Annotated in this window: 15 protein-coding genes and 1 tRNA gene; 6 read left to right on the top strand and 10 right to left on the bottom strand. The window is 57.9% G+C overall.

The genetic code is table 11. The features are described 5' to 3' along the window. Positions 1-18: 18 nt before the first annotated feature. The 3 genes from ACKF11_RS06105 to ACKF11_RS06115 all read right to left on the bottom strand — a co-directional run bounded on the left by ACKF11_RS06105 (position 19) and on the right by ACKF11_RS06115 (position 3,293). Entirely contained in the window at positions 19-2,223 is a 2,205-nt protein-coding gene (locus tag ACKF11_RS06105; RefSeq protein WP_407996352.1) for a glycoside hydrolase family 2 protein, read from the bottom strand. Positions 2,224-2,398: 175 nt separating this feature from the next. Then, complete coding sequence (locus ACKF11_RS06110) at positions 2,399-2,881, bottom strand: SRPBCC family protein (RefSeq protein ID WP_309565994.1); 483 nt, start codon at positions 2,879-2,881, stop codon at positions 2,399-2,401. A gap of 160 nt (positions 2,882-3,041) precedes the next feature. Next, positions 3,042-3,293, bottom strand: a complete 252-nt coding sequence (locus tag ACKF11_RS06115; protein ID WP_407996353.1) for a DUF2798 domain-containing protein — start codon at positions 3,291-3,293, stop codon at positions 3,042-3,044. Positions 3,294-3,425: 132 nt separating this feature from the next. Here ACKF11_RS06115 and ACKF11_RS06120 point away from each other — a divergent pair, with 132 nt between their 5' ends. Further along, positions 3,426-4,349: a LysR family transcriptional regulator gene (locus ACKF11_RS06120; protein WP_309565996.1), complete on the top strand. Its 924-nt coding sequence runs from the start codon at positions 3,426-3,428 to the stop codon at positions 4,347-4,349. Between the two features lie 21 nt (positions 4,350-4,370). Here ACKF11_RS06120 and dinB read toward each other — a convergent pair whose 3' ends face one another. After that, positions 4,371-5,528 (bottom strand): DNA polymerase IV, encoded by a 1,158-nt coding sequence (dinB, locus tag ACKF11_RS06125; protein ID WP_407996354.1) that lies wholly within the window; start codon positions 5,526-5,528, stop codon positions 4,371-4,373. Between the two features lie 141 nt (positions 5,529-5,669). On the opposite strand from dinB, the gene ACKF11_RS06130 reads away from it, so the two are divergent. Beyond that, positions 5,670-5,745: transfer RNA gene (locus ACKF11_RS06130), tRNA-Glu, on the top strand. 86 nt (positions 5,746-5,831) lie between these two features. Continuing rightward, positions 5,832-6,710 (top strand): alpha/beta hydrolase family protein, encoded by an 879-nt coding sequence (locus ACKF11_RS06135; protein ID WP_407996355.1) that lies wholly within the window; start codon positions 5,832-5,834, stop codon positions 6,708-6,710. Positions 6,711-6,774: 64 nt separating this feature from the next. Here the strand turns inward: ACKF11_RS06135 and ACKF11_RS06140 are convergent, their stop codons facing one another. From ACKF11_RS06140 to msrB, 4 genes are all read right to left on the bottom strand, one after another. Beyond that, the gene (locus ACKF11_RS06140; protein WP_309565999.1) at positions 6,775-7,080 is read right to left on the bottom strand and encodes a BON domain-containing protein; all 306 of its coding nucleotides are present in this window, start codon (positions 7,078-7,080) and stop codon (positions 6,775-6,777) included. A gap of 585 nt (positions 7,081-7,665) precedes the next feature. Continuing rightward, a complete protein-coding gene (mqo, locus tag ACKF11_RS06145) occupies positions 7,666-9,147 on the bottom strand; it encodes a malate dehydrogenase (quinone) (RefSeq protein ID WP_407996356.1) in 1,482 nt (493 codons plus the stop codon). A gap of 84 nt (positions 9,148-9,231) precedes the next feature. Further along, on the bottom strand, positions 9,232-9,582 hold the full coding sequence (locus tag ACKF11_RS06150) for a DUF4186 domain-containing protein (protein WP_407996357.1): 351 nt from the start codon (positions 9,580-9,582) through the stop codon (positions 9,232-9,234). 4 nt (positions 9,583-9,586) lie between these two features. Next, positions 9,587-9,979 (bottom strand): peptide-methionine (R)-S-oxide reductase MsrB, encoded by a 393-nt coding sequence (msrB, locus tag ACKF11_RS06155; RefSeq protein WP_309566002.1) that lies wholly within the window; start codon positions 9,977-9,979, stop codon positions 9,587-9,589. Positions 9,980-10,059: 80 nt separating this feature from the next. Between msrB and ACKF11_RS06160 the strand changes: the two genes are divergently transcribed. After that, positions 10,060-10,425, top strand: a complete 366-nt coding sequence (locus ACKF11_RS06160) for a hypothetical protein (RefSeq protein ID WP_309566003.1) — start codon at positions 10,060-10,062, stop codon at positions 10,423-10,425. Then, entirely contained in the window at positions 10,415-10,876 is a 462-nt protein-coding gene (locus ACKF11_RS06165; protein WP_407996358.1) for a GNAT family N-acetyltransferase, read from the top strand. Before ACKF11_RS06160 ends, ACKF11_RS06165 begins: the two co-directional genes overlap by 11 nt. 59 nt (positions 10,877-10,935) lie before the next feature. Here the strand turns inward: ACKF11_RS06165 and ACKF11_RS06170 are convergent, their stop codons facing one another. Continuing rightward, positions 10,936-11,208 (bottom strand): HU family DNA-binding protein, encoded by a 273-nt coding sequence (locus ACKF11_RS06170; RefSeq protein WP_230342959.1) that lies wholly within the window; start codon positions 11,206-11,208, stop codon positions 10,936-10,938. A 207-nt stretch (positions 11,209-11,415) separates the two neighbouring features. Then, positions 11,416-11,562 (bottom strand): DUF3096 domain-containing protein, encoded by a 147-nt coding sequence (locus tag ACKF11_RS06175; RefSeq protein ID WP_309566005.1) that lies wholly within the window; start codon positions 11,560-11,562, stop codon positions 11,416-11,418. 313 nt (positions 11,563-11,875) lie between these two features. On the opposite strand from ACKF11_RS06175, the gene ACKF11_RS06180 reads away from it, so the two are divergent. Beyond that, the gene (locus ACKF11_RS06180; protein WP_407996359.1) at positions 11,876-12,376 is read left to right on the top strand and encodes a sigma-70 family RNA polymerase sigma factor; all 501 of its coding nucleotides are present in this window, start codon (positions 11,876-11,878) and stop codon (positions 12,374-12,376) included. Positions 12,377-12,690: the final 314 nt, after the last annotated feature.

Genomic DNA, 12,690 nt, shown 5'->3' on the forward strand with positions numbered 1-12,690 from the left:
GCTAATACCTTTGCAAGGCTACTTCACGCTGAAACGGTACTGGTTGCGCCCCATGGATTTGCCATCCTGCCCGGTGATCTCGGCCTTGAGCTCATATTGCCCTTTCTCCAGTACCGGCAGCGGGTAGTCGCGCAGCTTGTGGCCGGAATCAGGCAGCATTTCCAGCGGCAGTTTGAGCGTATCCAATTGCTTGCCATCCCGATACAAGGTTACCGTATAGCTGGCGTGCTCGAAGCCGCGCCAGGTGTCGTTGATCGCCCATAGGCCGACCTGGGGCGACGCGCCAGCCTCGTACTCGTCCTGCTTCCATTCCAGGCTAGGCAGCACGGGTTGGTAGGCGGTGCGCAATGCTTCGTAGCCTGCCTTGGGATCGCGCCAGTAATCGACGATGCCCCAGTTGATGGAAGGCCAGTTTTCCACGAACATGAACTGGAATACCGCAGAGACCGGGCTATAGCGCTGGCGGCGGTAGTTTTCCACCGCGAACTGAATCAAGCGCGCCTGGTAATGTTGGCTGTTGGCGATGAATTCCTCGATATTGCGGCCTTGTTTCACCCCGGCGAACTCGAACGTCTCCTTGCGCTGGAAGTTGTGATATTCCCACTCGCGCCATTTGTCCTCACTATCGGGCCAAAGCAGCTCTTCGCTGAACATGCGTTTCAGGCCCTTGAGGTTGGGCAGCGCCTGGGCGCCGAATTCCGTGCTCCAAGGCGTAGGGGCAGGGCGCGCAAAGGCGAGCCAATGGTCGAAGTACCAGCCCATCCATTCATGCTCCTTGGTGGCTGATTCCTTGCGCACCACGCGCAACGTATCCAGCTTGCGGGCATCTTCGTAGAGCAATTCGTCCAGCTTGCGGTTGAGGTCGGGTTGATAGTCCGGATATTTCTGCGCCATCCAGGGCGAATCCCACGGCGGCTCGTTGTGCATGGTCCAGGAAATGATGGACGGGTGCCGCTGCAGGGACTGCACCATGTCTTTCGCCTGGCTGCGCGCCTCTATGACAAAGGCCGGGTCGTCGCTATAGCCCCACAACAACGGGAAATCCTGCGTGACCAATATGCCCATGCGGTCGCATAGTTCGTAGAAATCCTTTCCGGTGACATGCGCGTGCACGCGCACGGCGTTGATATGGGCCGCCTGCATCATTTCCAGGTCCTGCCGGTAGCGCGTCGGCGTCATCTCGGCCAGCCATTGGCTGGCGATATAGTTGGTGCCCCTGAGGAACATGCGGCGGCCGTTGACGAACCATTGCAGGCTCTCATCCGCTTTGACTTCCCGCACGCCGAATACCTGTTGCTGCCGGTCCAGCAGCTTGCCCGAGGCGTCCTTGAGGCTGAGTTCCAGCTTGTACAGATTAGGCTTGCCATGTTCGTAGGGCCACCACAGGGCAGGATTGTCCAAGGGGAAGCTGAGGTCTAGGCGGTTGTTCCCTGTTTTCAAGATTTGCTGCTGCGAAAAATGCACTGCCGGCCCATTGAAGTTTTCCGGGCTGATGCTGGCTTCCACAGTCACGGGTGTTTCATGTGAAACATGTTGGCGGATCACGGCTTCCGTCTTGATCTCCCAATGCTGGGGTTTTGCTTGCGTTGCCTGCTTGCGGGGGGTGGCTTGCAATTGGCGCACTGCGGCCTGGTCGGCAAACTGCAATTCGACTGGCGCCCAGATGCCGCCGGTGTTCTTTTCCTGCCCGCGCTCGGACCAAGCGCCGCCGGGCCGGGTATCGTGATGGCTGAAAATGCCTTTCACCAGACGTTTGTGCAAGGACCAATCCTCGGGTTTTTCCAAGGGGCTGTTCACCAACACGCGCAACTGGTTATCTCCAGGCTTCACCAGGCCGGTGACATCGAACTCGAATGCTTGGAAGTAGCCGGTATGATGCCCCAGGTAGCGGCCGTTCAGCCATACGTCGGCGGCATAGTCCACGCCGTTGAATACCAGGTGGGCCACCCGGGAGGCATTCTGCGCGTTCAGCTTGAACTGGGTCTGGTACCAGGCAAAACCGCTGATGTTATGGCCTTGCCGATACCAATTGTCCGGGACGTTGATCTTCTTCCAGCCGAGCGCGGGCGCCTGCAGTTGAGGCGTGACATTGCCTGGATCGGCGACAGGCTGGAATTGCCAGCTGCCATTCAAGGATTGGTTGGATTCTTGCGCATGTGACGACAAGGCATTGAGCGTGAGGCACAGCATCGGCAGCGTGAGCAGGCGGGAAAGATGGCGCATGGCGGGATTTCACAAAAAAACAAGCCGGGCATGCCCGGCTTGGGGTCAGACTTCTACGGTTTTCGGCTTTTTATGATTGAGGTAATAGTGTGTCAGCTTCTTCGCGACGTAGCCTGCGATCAGGGTCTTGAGTAGTAGTTTCATGAACAACCTCCTAACGTGGATGTGAATGATGCTAATGACGGGGCGTCGTTACTCGCTGAGTGCCTTGGTCGACTTGGCCGCGCCAGGCACCGGTAGCCGCGCCGCGTGATTCGATGAATCCCTTGAAGCGCTCCAGATCGCCTGTCACGCGGTGGCTGAGCACTCCGATGGCGTCACCGGCGTTTTCCAGCAAGCCTTCCGGGTCGTAATCCATTTGCAGCATAATGCGCGAAGTCGAATCGTCGATGTGGTGGAAAGTCACGACGCCGGCATTACGCGCGCCGGAGAGACTGTGCCAAGCGATGCGCTTGCCGGGAATCTGCTCTGTGATTTCCGCATCCCATTCCTTGCGTTGCCCGGCAATTTCAGCCTTCCAGTGCAAATGGGTGTCGTCCAACTGGGTAACTTCGATAATGCCTTCCATGAATAATGGAAAATCTTCAAATTGCGTCCATTGGTCATAGGCCACTTGGTCTGGTACGTTCACTTGTATGGATTTTTCGATCACTGGCATGACGCCCTCCTATCAATATGGATGGTTTCCAGGCTAAACAGTTCCGCTGAAATCGGCTTTCCTCAGCAGATATCCTGAGGCTCAGTGTAACGATAGCGCCGATTCGCGTGCATAGTCCGGGTTCCGATAAGGCTGTCGGAGAAAGTGAATGCACACAGATTCAAGGCCGGATTGTCACCGCGACCAGCCGCATGACGATCGGTCGCACCATTAACACGCATACAAAAGCCACTGGCATGGCCAGTTCGTAGGATTTCATCACCCTTTCAAGATAGCCTGGCCCAAGGCCGCTGTTGGCGCCCACGATGACCAGGCACATCAGCATGGCCATGATGCCGGACATGAAAAACGCGAATGCGACAGGGGTATATCGCTTGGGCAGGCCGAGGTTAAAGTTGGATAAGCGACGCATAATTTGTTGTTCCAATGGATATCATTGGCGCCACTGTATCCAAGTTGTTCGTAAGCCAGTAGTAGCAAAACCCTAAATTTATTTTCAAGTTAAACTTACGAATTAATCGCAATATACAAAAAAGGCGGTCTTGTGGATAACCTGAAAGGCATAAGCAGCTTCGTCAAGGCGGTGGAAGAGGGCAGTATTGCCGCCGGGGCCAGAAGGCTGGGAATTTCAGCCGCTGCCGCCAGCCAGAACATTGCCCGGCTGGAACAGCAGCTGGGTACGCGATTGCTGGCCAGGACCACGCGCAGCCTCGCCTTGACCGAAAGCGGCCAGCTTTATTACCAGCGCGTGCAATCGGTGATCGAGGAGCTCGCGCATGCCCAGGCAGAGCTGCACGAGCTTGCCGGCGAGCCGCGCGGCAAGTTGCGTATCGCCTGTTCCGCCGCTTTCGGGCGCAACGTGCTGGCTCCCATAGTGGCAGCGTTTGCGATCCGCTATCCCAGGCTCAAGGTGGAGCTGGTGCTGGCGGACCATTACGTCGACCATATCCGCGAGGAGATCGACCTCAGCATCCGGTTCTCTCAGCAATTGGAGCCGGGCTTGGTGGCGCGGCGGATCGCACGGGTGCCGTTGCGCTTCTGCGCCTCCCCGGCATATCTCGCCCAGCACGGCGTCCCGCATGACCCGGACGAGCTGGTTCATCATCAATGCCTGGTGCTGCGCGTGCCCCTGGACGGGCGTTTGCTGGGGTGGAGGTTTGCTAGGGATGGCCTGAGCTTCGAGGCCAAGCTTAACGATACTCTGGTTTGCAACGATATCGACTCCCTGGCGGTCATGGCGGCGGCCGGTGCCGGGATTGCGCGCATTGGAGCGTTTGTTGCCGACCGCCTGATTGCGCAGGGCCGCTTGGTGCCCTTGTTCGAACCGGGCGGCGAAAAAGCGCCCGCCGTCGAGATCGAGCCCCTGGATTTCTATGCCTGCTACCGCGATCGCCAGGCCGCTGCCGGCAAGCTCAGGCTGCTGATCGACTTCCTCGTGGCCCATATTCCGGCGCAATGGCAGGCCTGAGCGTCTCAGCATCAAGCAGTTTCAGCCGAACAGGCTGGCCTGTTCCGGCGGGTCCGGTTCGATTTCGTCTGCGCGCACCAGGTTGCTGACCTTCACGCCCAGCAAACGGAAACGCTGATCCAGCGATACGCGCTTCAGGCAGGCGCCCGCAGCGCGGCGGATGGCGGCGGCGTCGTTGACGGGAGCGGGCAGGGTAAGGTCGCGGGTGGCGGTGCGGAAATCCTGGTACTTGATCTTGATGCCCACCGTGTGGCCGAGATAGCCTTTGTGTTGCAGGTCGCCGGCGACGCGCTCGCACAGCGAGGTAAAGGCCGTGCCGAGCAGGCGCTTGTCCTGTTGGGCGTGCATGTCGCGCTCGAAGGTGGTTTCACGGCTCATGGACTTGGGCGTCGAGGTGGTGACCACGGGTCTGTCGTCCTCTCCCCGGGCTACGCGCATCAGCCAGTGCGAATAGCTCTGGCCGAAGTTTTCCTGCAGCAGGGCGAGGTCGGCTGACGCGAGGTCGGCGATGGTGTGGATGCCGAGCTTTTCCAGCTTGACCGCCGCCTTGGGGCCTATGCCGTTGATCTTCTTGGCGGGCAGCGGCCAGATGCGCTCGCGGAAAGCCTGGTCGTCGATGATGGTGAGCCCGTCGGGCTTGTCGAGGTCGGAGGCGATCTTGGCCAGCAGCTTGTTGGCCGCAATGCCGATCGAGCAGGAAAGGCCGGTGGCCTCAAACACGGCGTCCTTCAAGCGTTGGGCGAGGGCGGCGGTGTCTTCCTCGTGGGCGCTGAGGTCGAGATAGATTTCATCGATGCCGCGGTTCTCGATCTGCGGCGCAATGGCGGCGACCGCGGCCTTGAACAGCCTGGAATAATGGCGGTAGGACTCGAAATCAGCGGGCAGCAGGATGGCGTCCGGCGCCAGTTGCGCGGATTTCATCAGGCCCATGGCAGAAAACACGCCGAAGGCCCTGGCCTCATAGGTCGAGGTGGTCACCACGCCGCGTCCGTTGTATTCGCGCAAGCGGAAGAATTGGATGCTGCCGTCGGCCAACTGCCTTGGCTGGTAAGCCGAACGGCCGCCTACCACCACGGCTTTGCCGCGCAGTTCCGGATAGCGCAGCAATTCCACCCCGGCAAAGAACATGTCCATGTCGAGATGGGCGATACGCCGGTCGGGGAAACGGGGGTCTTTCATCTGGGCGCTATGCTAGCAATGATTGTGCAGGTCTGCATCAAATCGTGGATTTTTGTTTAGCGTAATATTTTTTCAAAATAAGCTGGTGTTCATCAGGGTTTTTGGTTAGAATTCGCACCCTCTAGAAACATTATGTTTCATGTCCCCATCGTCTAGAGGCCTAGGACATCGCCCTTTCACGGCGGTAACCGGGGTTCGAATCCCCGTGGGGACGCCAATTCCAATAAAAGCAGACCTTGAGCGTCTGCTTTTATTTTGCCTGTTACATCGGATCAACTGATTGATTTCAATATGTTTGTTGGCGTGAAAGAATTCAGGTTGGCGGATGAAGAGCATGGGCTCTCGTTTCCCGCATTGGCGATGTATCCCACGCGGCAGGTGCCTGTCAGTCATACGTTTGGCCCTTATGTCATGGATGTCGGCCCGGATGCTCCCGTGGCCCCCGGGCAATATCCCTTGATCCTGGTCTCTCACGGCAGCGGCGGCTCCCACCTGTTGTACCGGACCATCACCGCCTATCTTGCGCAGCACGGGTATGTCGTGGCGATGATCGAGCATCCCGGCAACAACCGGGTCGACAATCAATTCATGGGCAAGGTGGAAAACCTGCAATACCGCCCGCGCCACCTCAAGCTCGCCGCCGACGCGCTCTACCGGGATGCCTTCCTCGGCTCGCACCTGCAGGCGGGCCAGCTCGGCGTCATCGGGCATTCCATGGGCGGCTATGCCGCTTTGGCGTTGGCCGGGGGGACGCCATGGTATCCGCCTGAAGCGTTCAAGCCGGGTTATCACGGGCCCGAACCCGCGATTGTCGAAGTGGAGCACGACGACAGGGTCAAGGCGCTGGTGTTGTTGGCGCCTGCCACGGTATGGTTCGCGCCAGAGCATGCGCTCGAAGGCGTCAACGTGCCTATTCTCATGCTCAGCGCCGAGCATGACCCCTACACCCCAGCGTGGCACAACGACATTGTGCTGAAGGGCGTGCGCGATCCAGCCAACATCACCAGCCGTTGCGTGAAGAACGCCGGGCATTTCTCTTTTCTCAGCCCATTTCCGCCCAAGATCAAGCAGGGAGGGGCGTTGCCGACTGTCGACCCTGAAGGGTTCGACCGGGAGCGGTTCCACGAGCAGCTCAAGCAGGAAATCCTGGCTTACCTCAATCTCAGGTTCAAGATGGCATGAACGCAAAAATGGGGCATCAGCCCCATTTTGGTTTCAATGCATTTGATTTCAACGCATCGACAGCTTAAGGAACGACGATATCGTCCTTGACGCCGGTCACGCCCTTGACGCTCTTAGCCAGCTTCACGGCATGCTCAGCTTCAGCCTTGCTCTTGGCTGTGCCGCTCAACTGCACCAGGCCGTCGCTATCGGTCTCAACCTTGATGTCCGTAGCGCTGACCAGCTTGTCCTTGGCGAAAGCAGCCTTCACCTTGGTGGTGACGACAGAGTCGCTCAGCTTGGTTTCAATGCTGTCGCCTTCAGCAGCGAAGCTGGCAACTGGCATCATCAGGGCACTGATCAGGACTAGGCTTTTCAAATTCGCTTTCATTTAAGACTCCTTTTTGGATTTAGTTATAGAGAACACGTATGCATTCTAGAAAGGTAGGCTGACAGCATTAATCGGCATGTTACTGAAAGAAATGTAGGAATGGGCTGACCGCCGTCATCAGAAGATTTTTTGTGAAGAACAGACAACAGGAAATCGGCTACAAAACGAGGATGGGGGGCGAAACGGACTGAAGATGGTGGGGGCGGTCTCAGGCCTGGGGGCAAGCAGCGCTTGCTGGCATTTGTCTGGGAGGCTTCGGCGCTCAAGACGCCTTTTATCTGTGAAGCAACCCGGATTAGTTCGATAGGGGAGGACGGACAGTCGCTAATCCTGACAAATGCCAGCGGCTTGCAAAACTTGATTGGGCTTAACCAAAAATGAAGCCCAGCGCAATCGGGCCAAACATGACGGTTACCAGCACCAGATTCAATAAGGCATGCATGATGGTTTCCTTTATGTAACTGAAATTGTGGAGCCACTATAACGTGTGCTCGAAGCCAGCGTTATCTGAAAAACTCTGATATGCGTGTAGGACAAATGGAAATGGTTGAGCTAGAGCTGTTGGGGGAGCGGATGAGGCTGGCTCTACGCCAGCTTCAGGCTCGTAAGGGTACGGCGCCGCACCGTGCGCAGCAATTCGGCGTCTTCTATGAGGGATTGCCCGTAGGACGGCAGCATCTCGCGCATGCGCTCTTGCCAGGAGGCGCTTTGCAATTGCTGGCCGAAGCAGCGCTGCAATACTTCCAGCATGGCCGGCACCGAGGTGGAGGCGCCGGGGGAGGCGCCCAGCAATGCCGCCAGGCTGCCATCGCCGGCAGATACGATCTCGGTGCCGAACTCCAGCCTGCCGCCTTTCTGGTCGCATTCCTTGATGATCTGCACGCGCTGGCCGGCGGAGATAAGTGACCATTCACTTTCTTTTGCCTGGGGATAGAAATTCCTCAATGCCGCCACGCGCTGTTTATGGGTCTGGAACACTTCCCCGACCAGGTAGCGCGTCAGATCCATATTGTGGCGGCCGGCCCCCAGCATGGATTTCAGGTTCCCTCGTTTGACCGAGCTGACCAGGTCAAGCAACGACCCTTGCTTGAGGAAGCGGGTGGTGAACCCGGCAAACGGCCCGAACAGCAAGGCCGGCTTGCCGTTGATGATGCGGGTATCCAGATGGGGCACGGACATTGGCGGCGCGCCGATGGGCGCCTTGCCATAGACCTTGGCGTGATGCCGGTTGATGACGTCCTGGTTGTGGCACACCAGCCATTGTCCGCTGACCGGGAAGCCGCCGTAGCCCTTGGCTTCCTTAACGGCGGATTTTTGCAGCAGGGGCAGGGTGGCGCCGCCGGCGCCCAGGAAGACGAATCCGGCACGGATGCCCAAAGGCTTGCCTTTGGACAAGTCGGCCGCCTTCACCTGCCAACGGCCCTGCTGTTGCTTGAGGCCGGTGACGGCATGGCGGGTGAGCAGCTTGAACCCAGGCGCTGACTGCAAATGCTGCACCAGTTGCCGGGTGAGGGAGCCGAAATCGACGTCGCTGCCATAGGCGACGCGGGTCGCCGCCACCGGAATATCCGCTTTTCGGGCCGCCATCACCAGCGGCATCCATTGCTGCAGCACGGCAGAGTCTTCGCTGTACTCCATATCGGAAAACAGGTGATGCGCGCTCAGCGCCCGGTGGCGCTTCTGCAGAAAGGCCACGTCCTTCTCGCCCCAGACGAAGCTGGCATGCGGCGTGGGATTGATGAAGCTGGCAGGCTCCCGCAGTATCCCTTGCTCCACCAGCCAGGCCCAGAATTGCAGGGACTCTTCAAAAGCCGCGTTGATCTTGAGCGCACGCGCGATGGAGACGCTGCCGTCCGCGTTCTGCGGCGTGTAGTTGAGTTCGCAATACCCGGCATGGCCGGTCCCGGCATTGTTCCAGCCGTCGCTGCTTTCGGTCGCCACTTCCGCCTGCTGTTCCACCAGCGTGATGCGCAGGTCTGGGTTGAGCTTGTGCAGCAGGGTGCCCAGGGTGGCGCTCATGATGCCGCCGCCAACCAGCAGGATATCGGTGTCTAGGGAAGTGCTCATGTCAGGCTGGAAATATTTCGCTACTGTCGTCTTGGGTCGCCATGATATGCATAAGCCGCGCTTCTGTAAAACCCTGTTTCCATGTCAATAAACGTTTTCCAGCCAGTGCATCAGCACTTGCACGACATATGCCTGTTCATCCGCGTTCAATGCGCTCCCTGCGGGGATCAAGTGCCATTTCTGCAGGCAGCCCCGGCAACAGCATGCGGTGGCGTGCTGCGCCACGAATACCGGATGGCCGCGATAAGGGGTCTGCTTGCCATCGTTGGCGATCACGGCCGGCGCCAGGCGCTTGGCGATGAAGTCGCGCGCATGGTCCTGGATCACCGGCAGCCCTTTGGCATGCAGGTAGGTGCGGTCGTGCGCGTTGAGCTTGAACGAACTGCGGAAGCGCGAGCGTCCCAGTGCGGCGAACAGTTCGTCAAGTTCACGCATAGGGTCAGCGCGGCTCGAAACGCAAGGATGCGGAATTGATACAGTAGCGCAGGCCGGTGGGCGGCGGGCCATCGGGGAACACATGCCCGAGGTGGGCGTCGCAGACATTGCAGATCACCTCGGTACGCACCATGCCGTAAGACGTATCCGACTCCTCACGGATATTGTCCGGGTCGAGCGCCTCGAAATAGCTGGGCCAGCCGCAGCCGGCGTCAAACTTGGTATCCGAGGCGAACAGCGGCGTACCGCAGCATACGCAATAATAAATGCCATGCTCGAAATGAAAGGCATATTCCCCCGTGCCGGCGCGCTCGGTGGCGGCATGGCGCGTGACTTCATATTGCATCGGGGTGAGTTGCTCGCGCCATTCGGCGTCTGTCTTCAAGACCTTGGCCATTACTTCCTCCTCATGTTTGATGAGTTATATCGTGGTTCAAAACCAGTACAATGCTGGATTTAGTCAGTAAGGAAACTGCAGTGACGCAACACGGCAAAGCCATCAGCATCCAGGGAGTGAACGCCATCCTGCTCGACATCGATTACGGCGAGTCGCGGGAGAATGACGCTGCAACCCCCTATTTTAATATCAGATTCGATATTGAGTTGCGCCAGCGGCAATATTCACTGGCCTATAGCAAGCCTGTGGGCAGCGACGACCATTTCGGCGTCTCGGGCGACGATTACGAGCCCTTGTTGCAGGCGCTGGAACCCGATCCGGCTTTGACCGCGCAACGACAATATAGTGTCATGACGGAACAGGCTTTGCACGAAGCGCTGTTGCCGATTGCAGAGTCGGTTTACGAGGATTTTGAGTACCATTCCCCGGACCAGGATGAAGAGTGAACCTCTGGGCGAGGTCGCGATCGAGGCGTGCGATTTCGCCGGCCACGATATGCGATCGCTATTGCAAGCGCTGGAACATGAGCTTTTCCAGATATATCCTGGCATGCCCAAGCCTGCAGTGCTGCAGCCATCCCTGGCGCTGATTGCGCGCGGCGAAGCCCAGCCCTTGGGTTGTGTCGCCTTGGTGCCCTCGGCGGCAGATGCGGCAGAAATCAAGCGCCTGTTCGTTACGCCATCCGCACGCGGCCATGGCTTGGCGAAGCGTTTGCTGGCCGACCTCGAGCGCCGGGCATGGCAGCAGGGAGTCAAGCGCCTGCTGGTCGAGACAGGGAATCTGCAGGCACCTGCCATCTCGCTTTACCAAGGCCTGGGCTACCGGCCCATTGCGCCTTTCGGGCCTTATATCGGCAACCCGGTCAGTTGCTGCTTCGAGAAGGCGCTACCCCGTTGACCAATAAAAAACGCCAGCATCGGCTGGCGTTTTATTGGTCCATCGAACAATGCAACCGCTTAGTTCAATGCGTCCTTCAGTGCCTTGCCAGCCTTGAAGCTAGGGGCCTTGCGGGCAGCAATCTTGATTTCCTTACCGGTTTGAGGATTGCGGCCAGTGCGGGCAGCACGCTCGGAAACGCCAAAAGTACCGAAGCCGATCAGTGTTACTGTATCGCCACCCTTCAGGGCTGCAGTTACGGATGCAGTGAATGCATCAACAGCTTTACCAGCAGCAGCCTTGGAGATTCCCGCTTCCTTGGCGATTTCTTCGATCAGTTCTGTCTTGTTCATATGTGTCCAGTCCTTGTGTTATTGGGTTATCAAGCTAGTTTTGGTAAGGCTGATACTTCGCCTCGTTACCAGGTTAAGTAGTAACAGAGGAGAAAATATCACAACCTGTGCTCAATGAAACCCCTTTTGGCGCGGAATCCAGCAAATTTTTCTATTTAAAGCCCGGTGTGACGCCGTTTGGAGACATTTTTGGACGATTTTCGGGCTTTACAGGGTATTGGTTCCCACCAAGCCGAGGATGCCGATAATGATCAAGTAGAGCGCCACGATGTAGTTGAGCAGGCGCGGAATGACGAGAATCAGGATGCCGGCAATCAGGGAAACAAGCGGGGCCAGGCTGAGATGGAAATCCATGATGATCCTTTACCAATTGACCAGACACGGCACAAGAAAAAGGGAGCCAAGACTCCCAGTGAAAATTACGCCTTGCTCAGGTAGGATTTGGCAATGCGCTTGACGACATAAGTCAGTACTGCGGCTTTGATCAGGAATTTCATGACGTTGCTCCTTCGATATTGAGCCTCCAGCATAGAGCTCAACAATAATGCACGGCATCGGCTCGAGGCTGATCTTCATGTAGGACAATGCCAGACAAACCCGGATATTGGAGATTGATGCGAGCGATGTCCGGCTGATATGATGAGAATAATTCTCAATTTTCATCATCATGACCATTTCCGACCCCTCCCAGGCAGGCTTGCACCAGCTCTATACCCGCCACCACGGCTGGCTGTTCCAGTTTCTCCGCCGCAAGCTGGGGGATGCCGAGCAGGCGGCAGACCTGGCGCAGGATACCTTCATCCGCCTACTCAATACCGGCCAGCGTGCCGAGATACGCGAGCCCAGGGCCTATCTGAGCACCATTGCGCGCGGGCTGGTGGCGGATATGTTCCGCCGCCGTGCGCTGGAGCAGGCTTATCTCGACGCCCTCGAAGCACGGCCGGAACCGTTGGCGGTTTCTCCCGAACAGCGCCTGCTGGTGCTGGAAACCCTGATCGCAGTCGACCGGATGCTGGATGGCCTGGGGCCGCGCACCCGCGCCATCTTCCTCATGGCGCAGCTGGAAGGCGCGAGCTATGTCGCCATTGCCGAACGCCAGCAAGTCTCCGTCACCACCATCAAGAAGCACATGGTGCGCGCCATGACGCACTGCCTGGCGTTACTGTAGTATCGCTGAATTCGTAAATCAGCCGGTAACCGATGCAATCTGGCACACCGGATAAGGCGGCAGAAGGCACTTGGCTGCTCAAGCCGCTCTTGGAGCTTTTTTTCAATGGTTTCCGAATGGTGGCGTTCAGCTTATCCCCATTCCTTTTTTGCACTCAATTTGAAGGCGAGTTTATAGCTCATCAATCGAGACTTCGATACCCTGTTCTTTCCGGCGTTCCAACACCAATTTGGCATCTGCCTGCTCTTCGAGCATTTCCACCATGCGCTGATACAGCGCTGCCGGTACGAGATAAGCCTCAGGCCGGTTGTGAT

The organism is Methylobacillus draconifructus, from assembly GCF_045984385.1.
Taxonomy (GTDB): domain Bacteria; phylum Pseudomonadota; class Gammaproteobacteria; order Burkholderiales; family Methylophilaceae; genus Methylobacillus; species Methylobacillus flagellatus_A.

Bases quoted from the DNA above. Each gene is read 5' to 3' on its own strand.
- ACKF11_RS06105 (WP_407996352.1), bottom strand. From the start codon at position 2,223: ATGCGCCATCTTTCCCGCCTGCTCACGCTGCCGATGCTGTGCCTCACG.
- ACKF11_RS06115 (WP_407996353.1), bottom strand. From the start codon at position 3,293: ATGCGTCGCTTATCCAACTTTAACCTCGGCCTGCCCAAGCGATATACC.
- msrB (WP_309566002.1), bottom strand. From the start codon at position 9,979: ATGGCCAAGGTCTTGAAGACAGACGCCGAATGGCGCGAGCAACTCACC.
- ACKF11_RS06175 (WP_309566005.1), bottom strand. From the start codon at position 11,562: ATGGATTTCCATCTCAGCCTGGCCCCGCTTGTTTCCCTGATTGCCGGC.
- ACKF11_RS06110 (WP_309565994.1), bottom strand. From the start codon at position 2,881: ATGCCAGTGATCGAAAAATCCATACAAGTGAACGTACCAGACCAAGTG.
- ACKF11_RS06150 (WP_407996357.1), bottom strand. From the start codon at position 9,582: ATGCGTGAACTTGACGAACTGTTCGCCGCACTGGGACGCTCGCGCTTC.
- ACKF11_RS06170 (WP_230342959.1), bottom strand. From the start codon at position 11,208: ATGAACAAGACAGAACTGATCGAAGAAATCGCCAAGGAAGCGGGAATC.
- ACKF11_RS06180 (WP_407996359.1), top strand. From the start codon at position 11,876: ATGACCATTTCCGACCCCTCCCAGGCAGGCTTGCACCAGCTCTATACC.
- mqo (WP_407996356.1), bottom strand. From the start codon at position 9,147: ATGAGCACTTCCCTAGACACCGATATCCTGCTGGTTGGCGGCGGCATC.
- ACKF11_RS06140 (WP_309565999.1), bottom strand. From the start codon at position 7,080: ATGAAAGCGAATTTGAAAAGCCTAGTCCTGATCAGTGCCCTGATGATG.
- dinB (WP_407996354.1), bottom strand. From the start codon at position 5,528: ATGAAAGACCCCCGTTTCCCCGACCGGCGTATCGCCCATCTCGACATG.
- ACKF11_RS06165 (WP_407996358.1), top strand. From the start codon at position 10,415: ATGAAGAGTGAACCTCTGGGCGAGGTCGCGATCGAGGCGTGCGATTTC.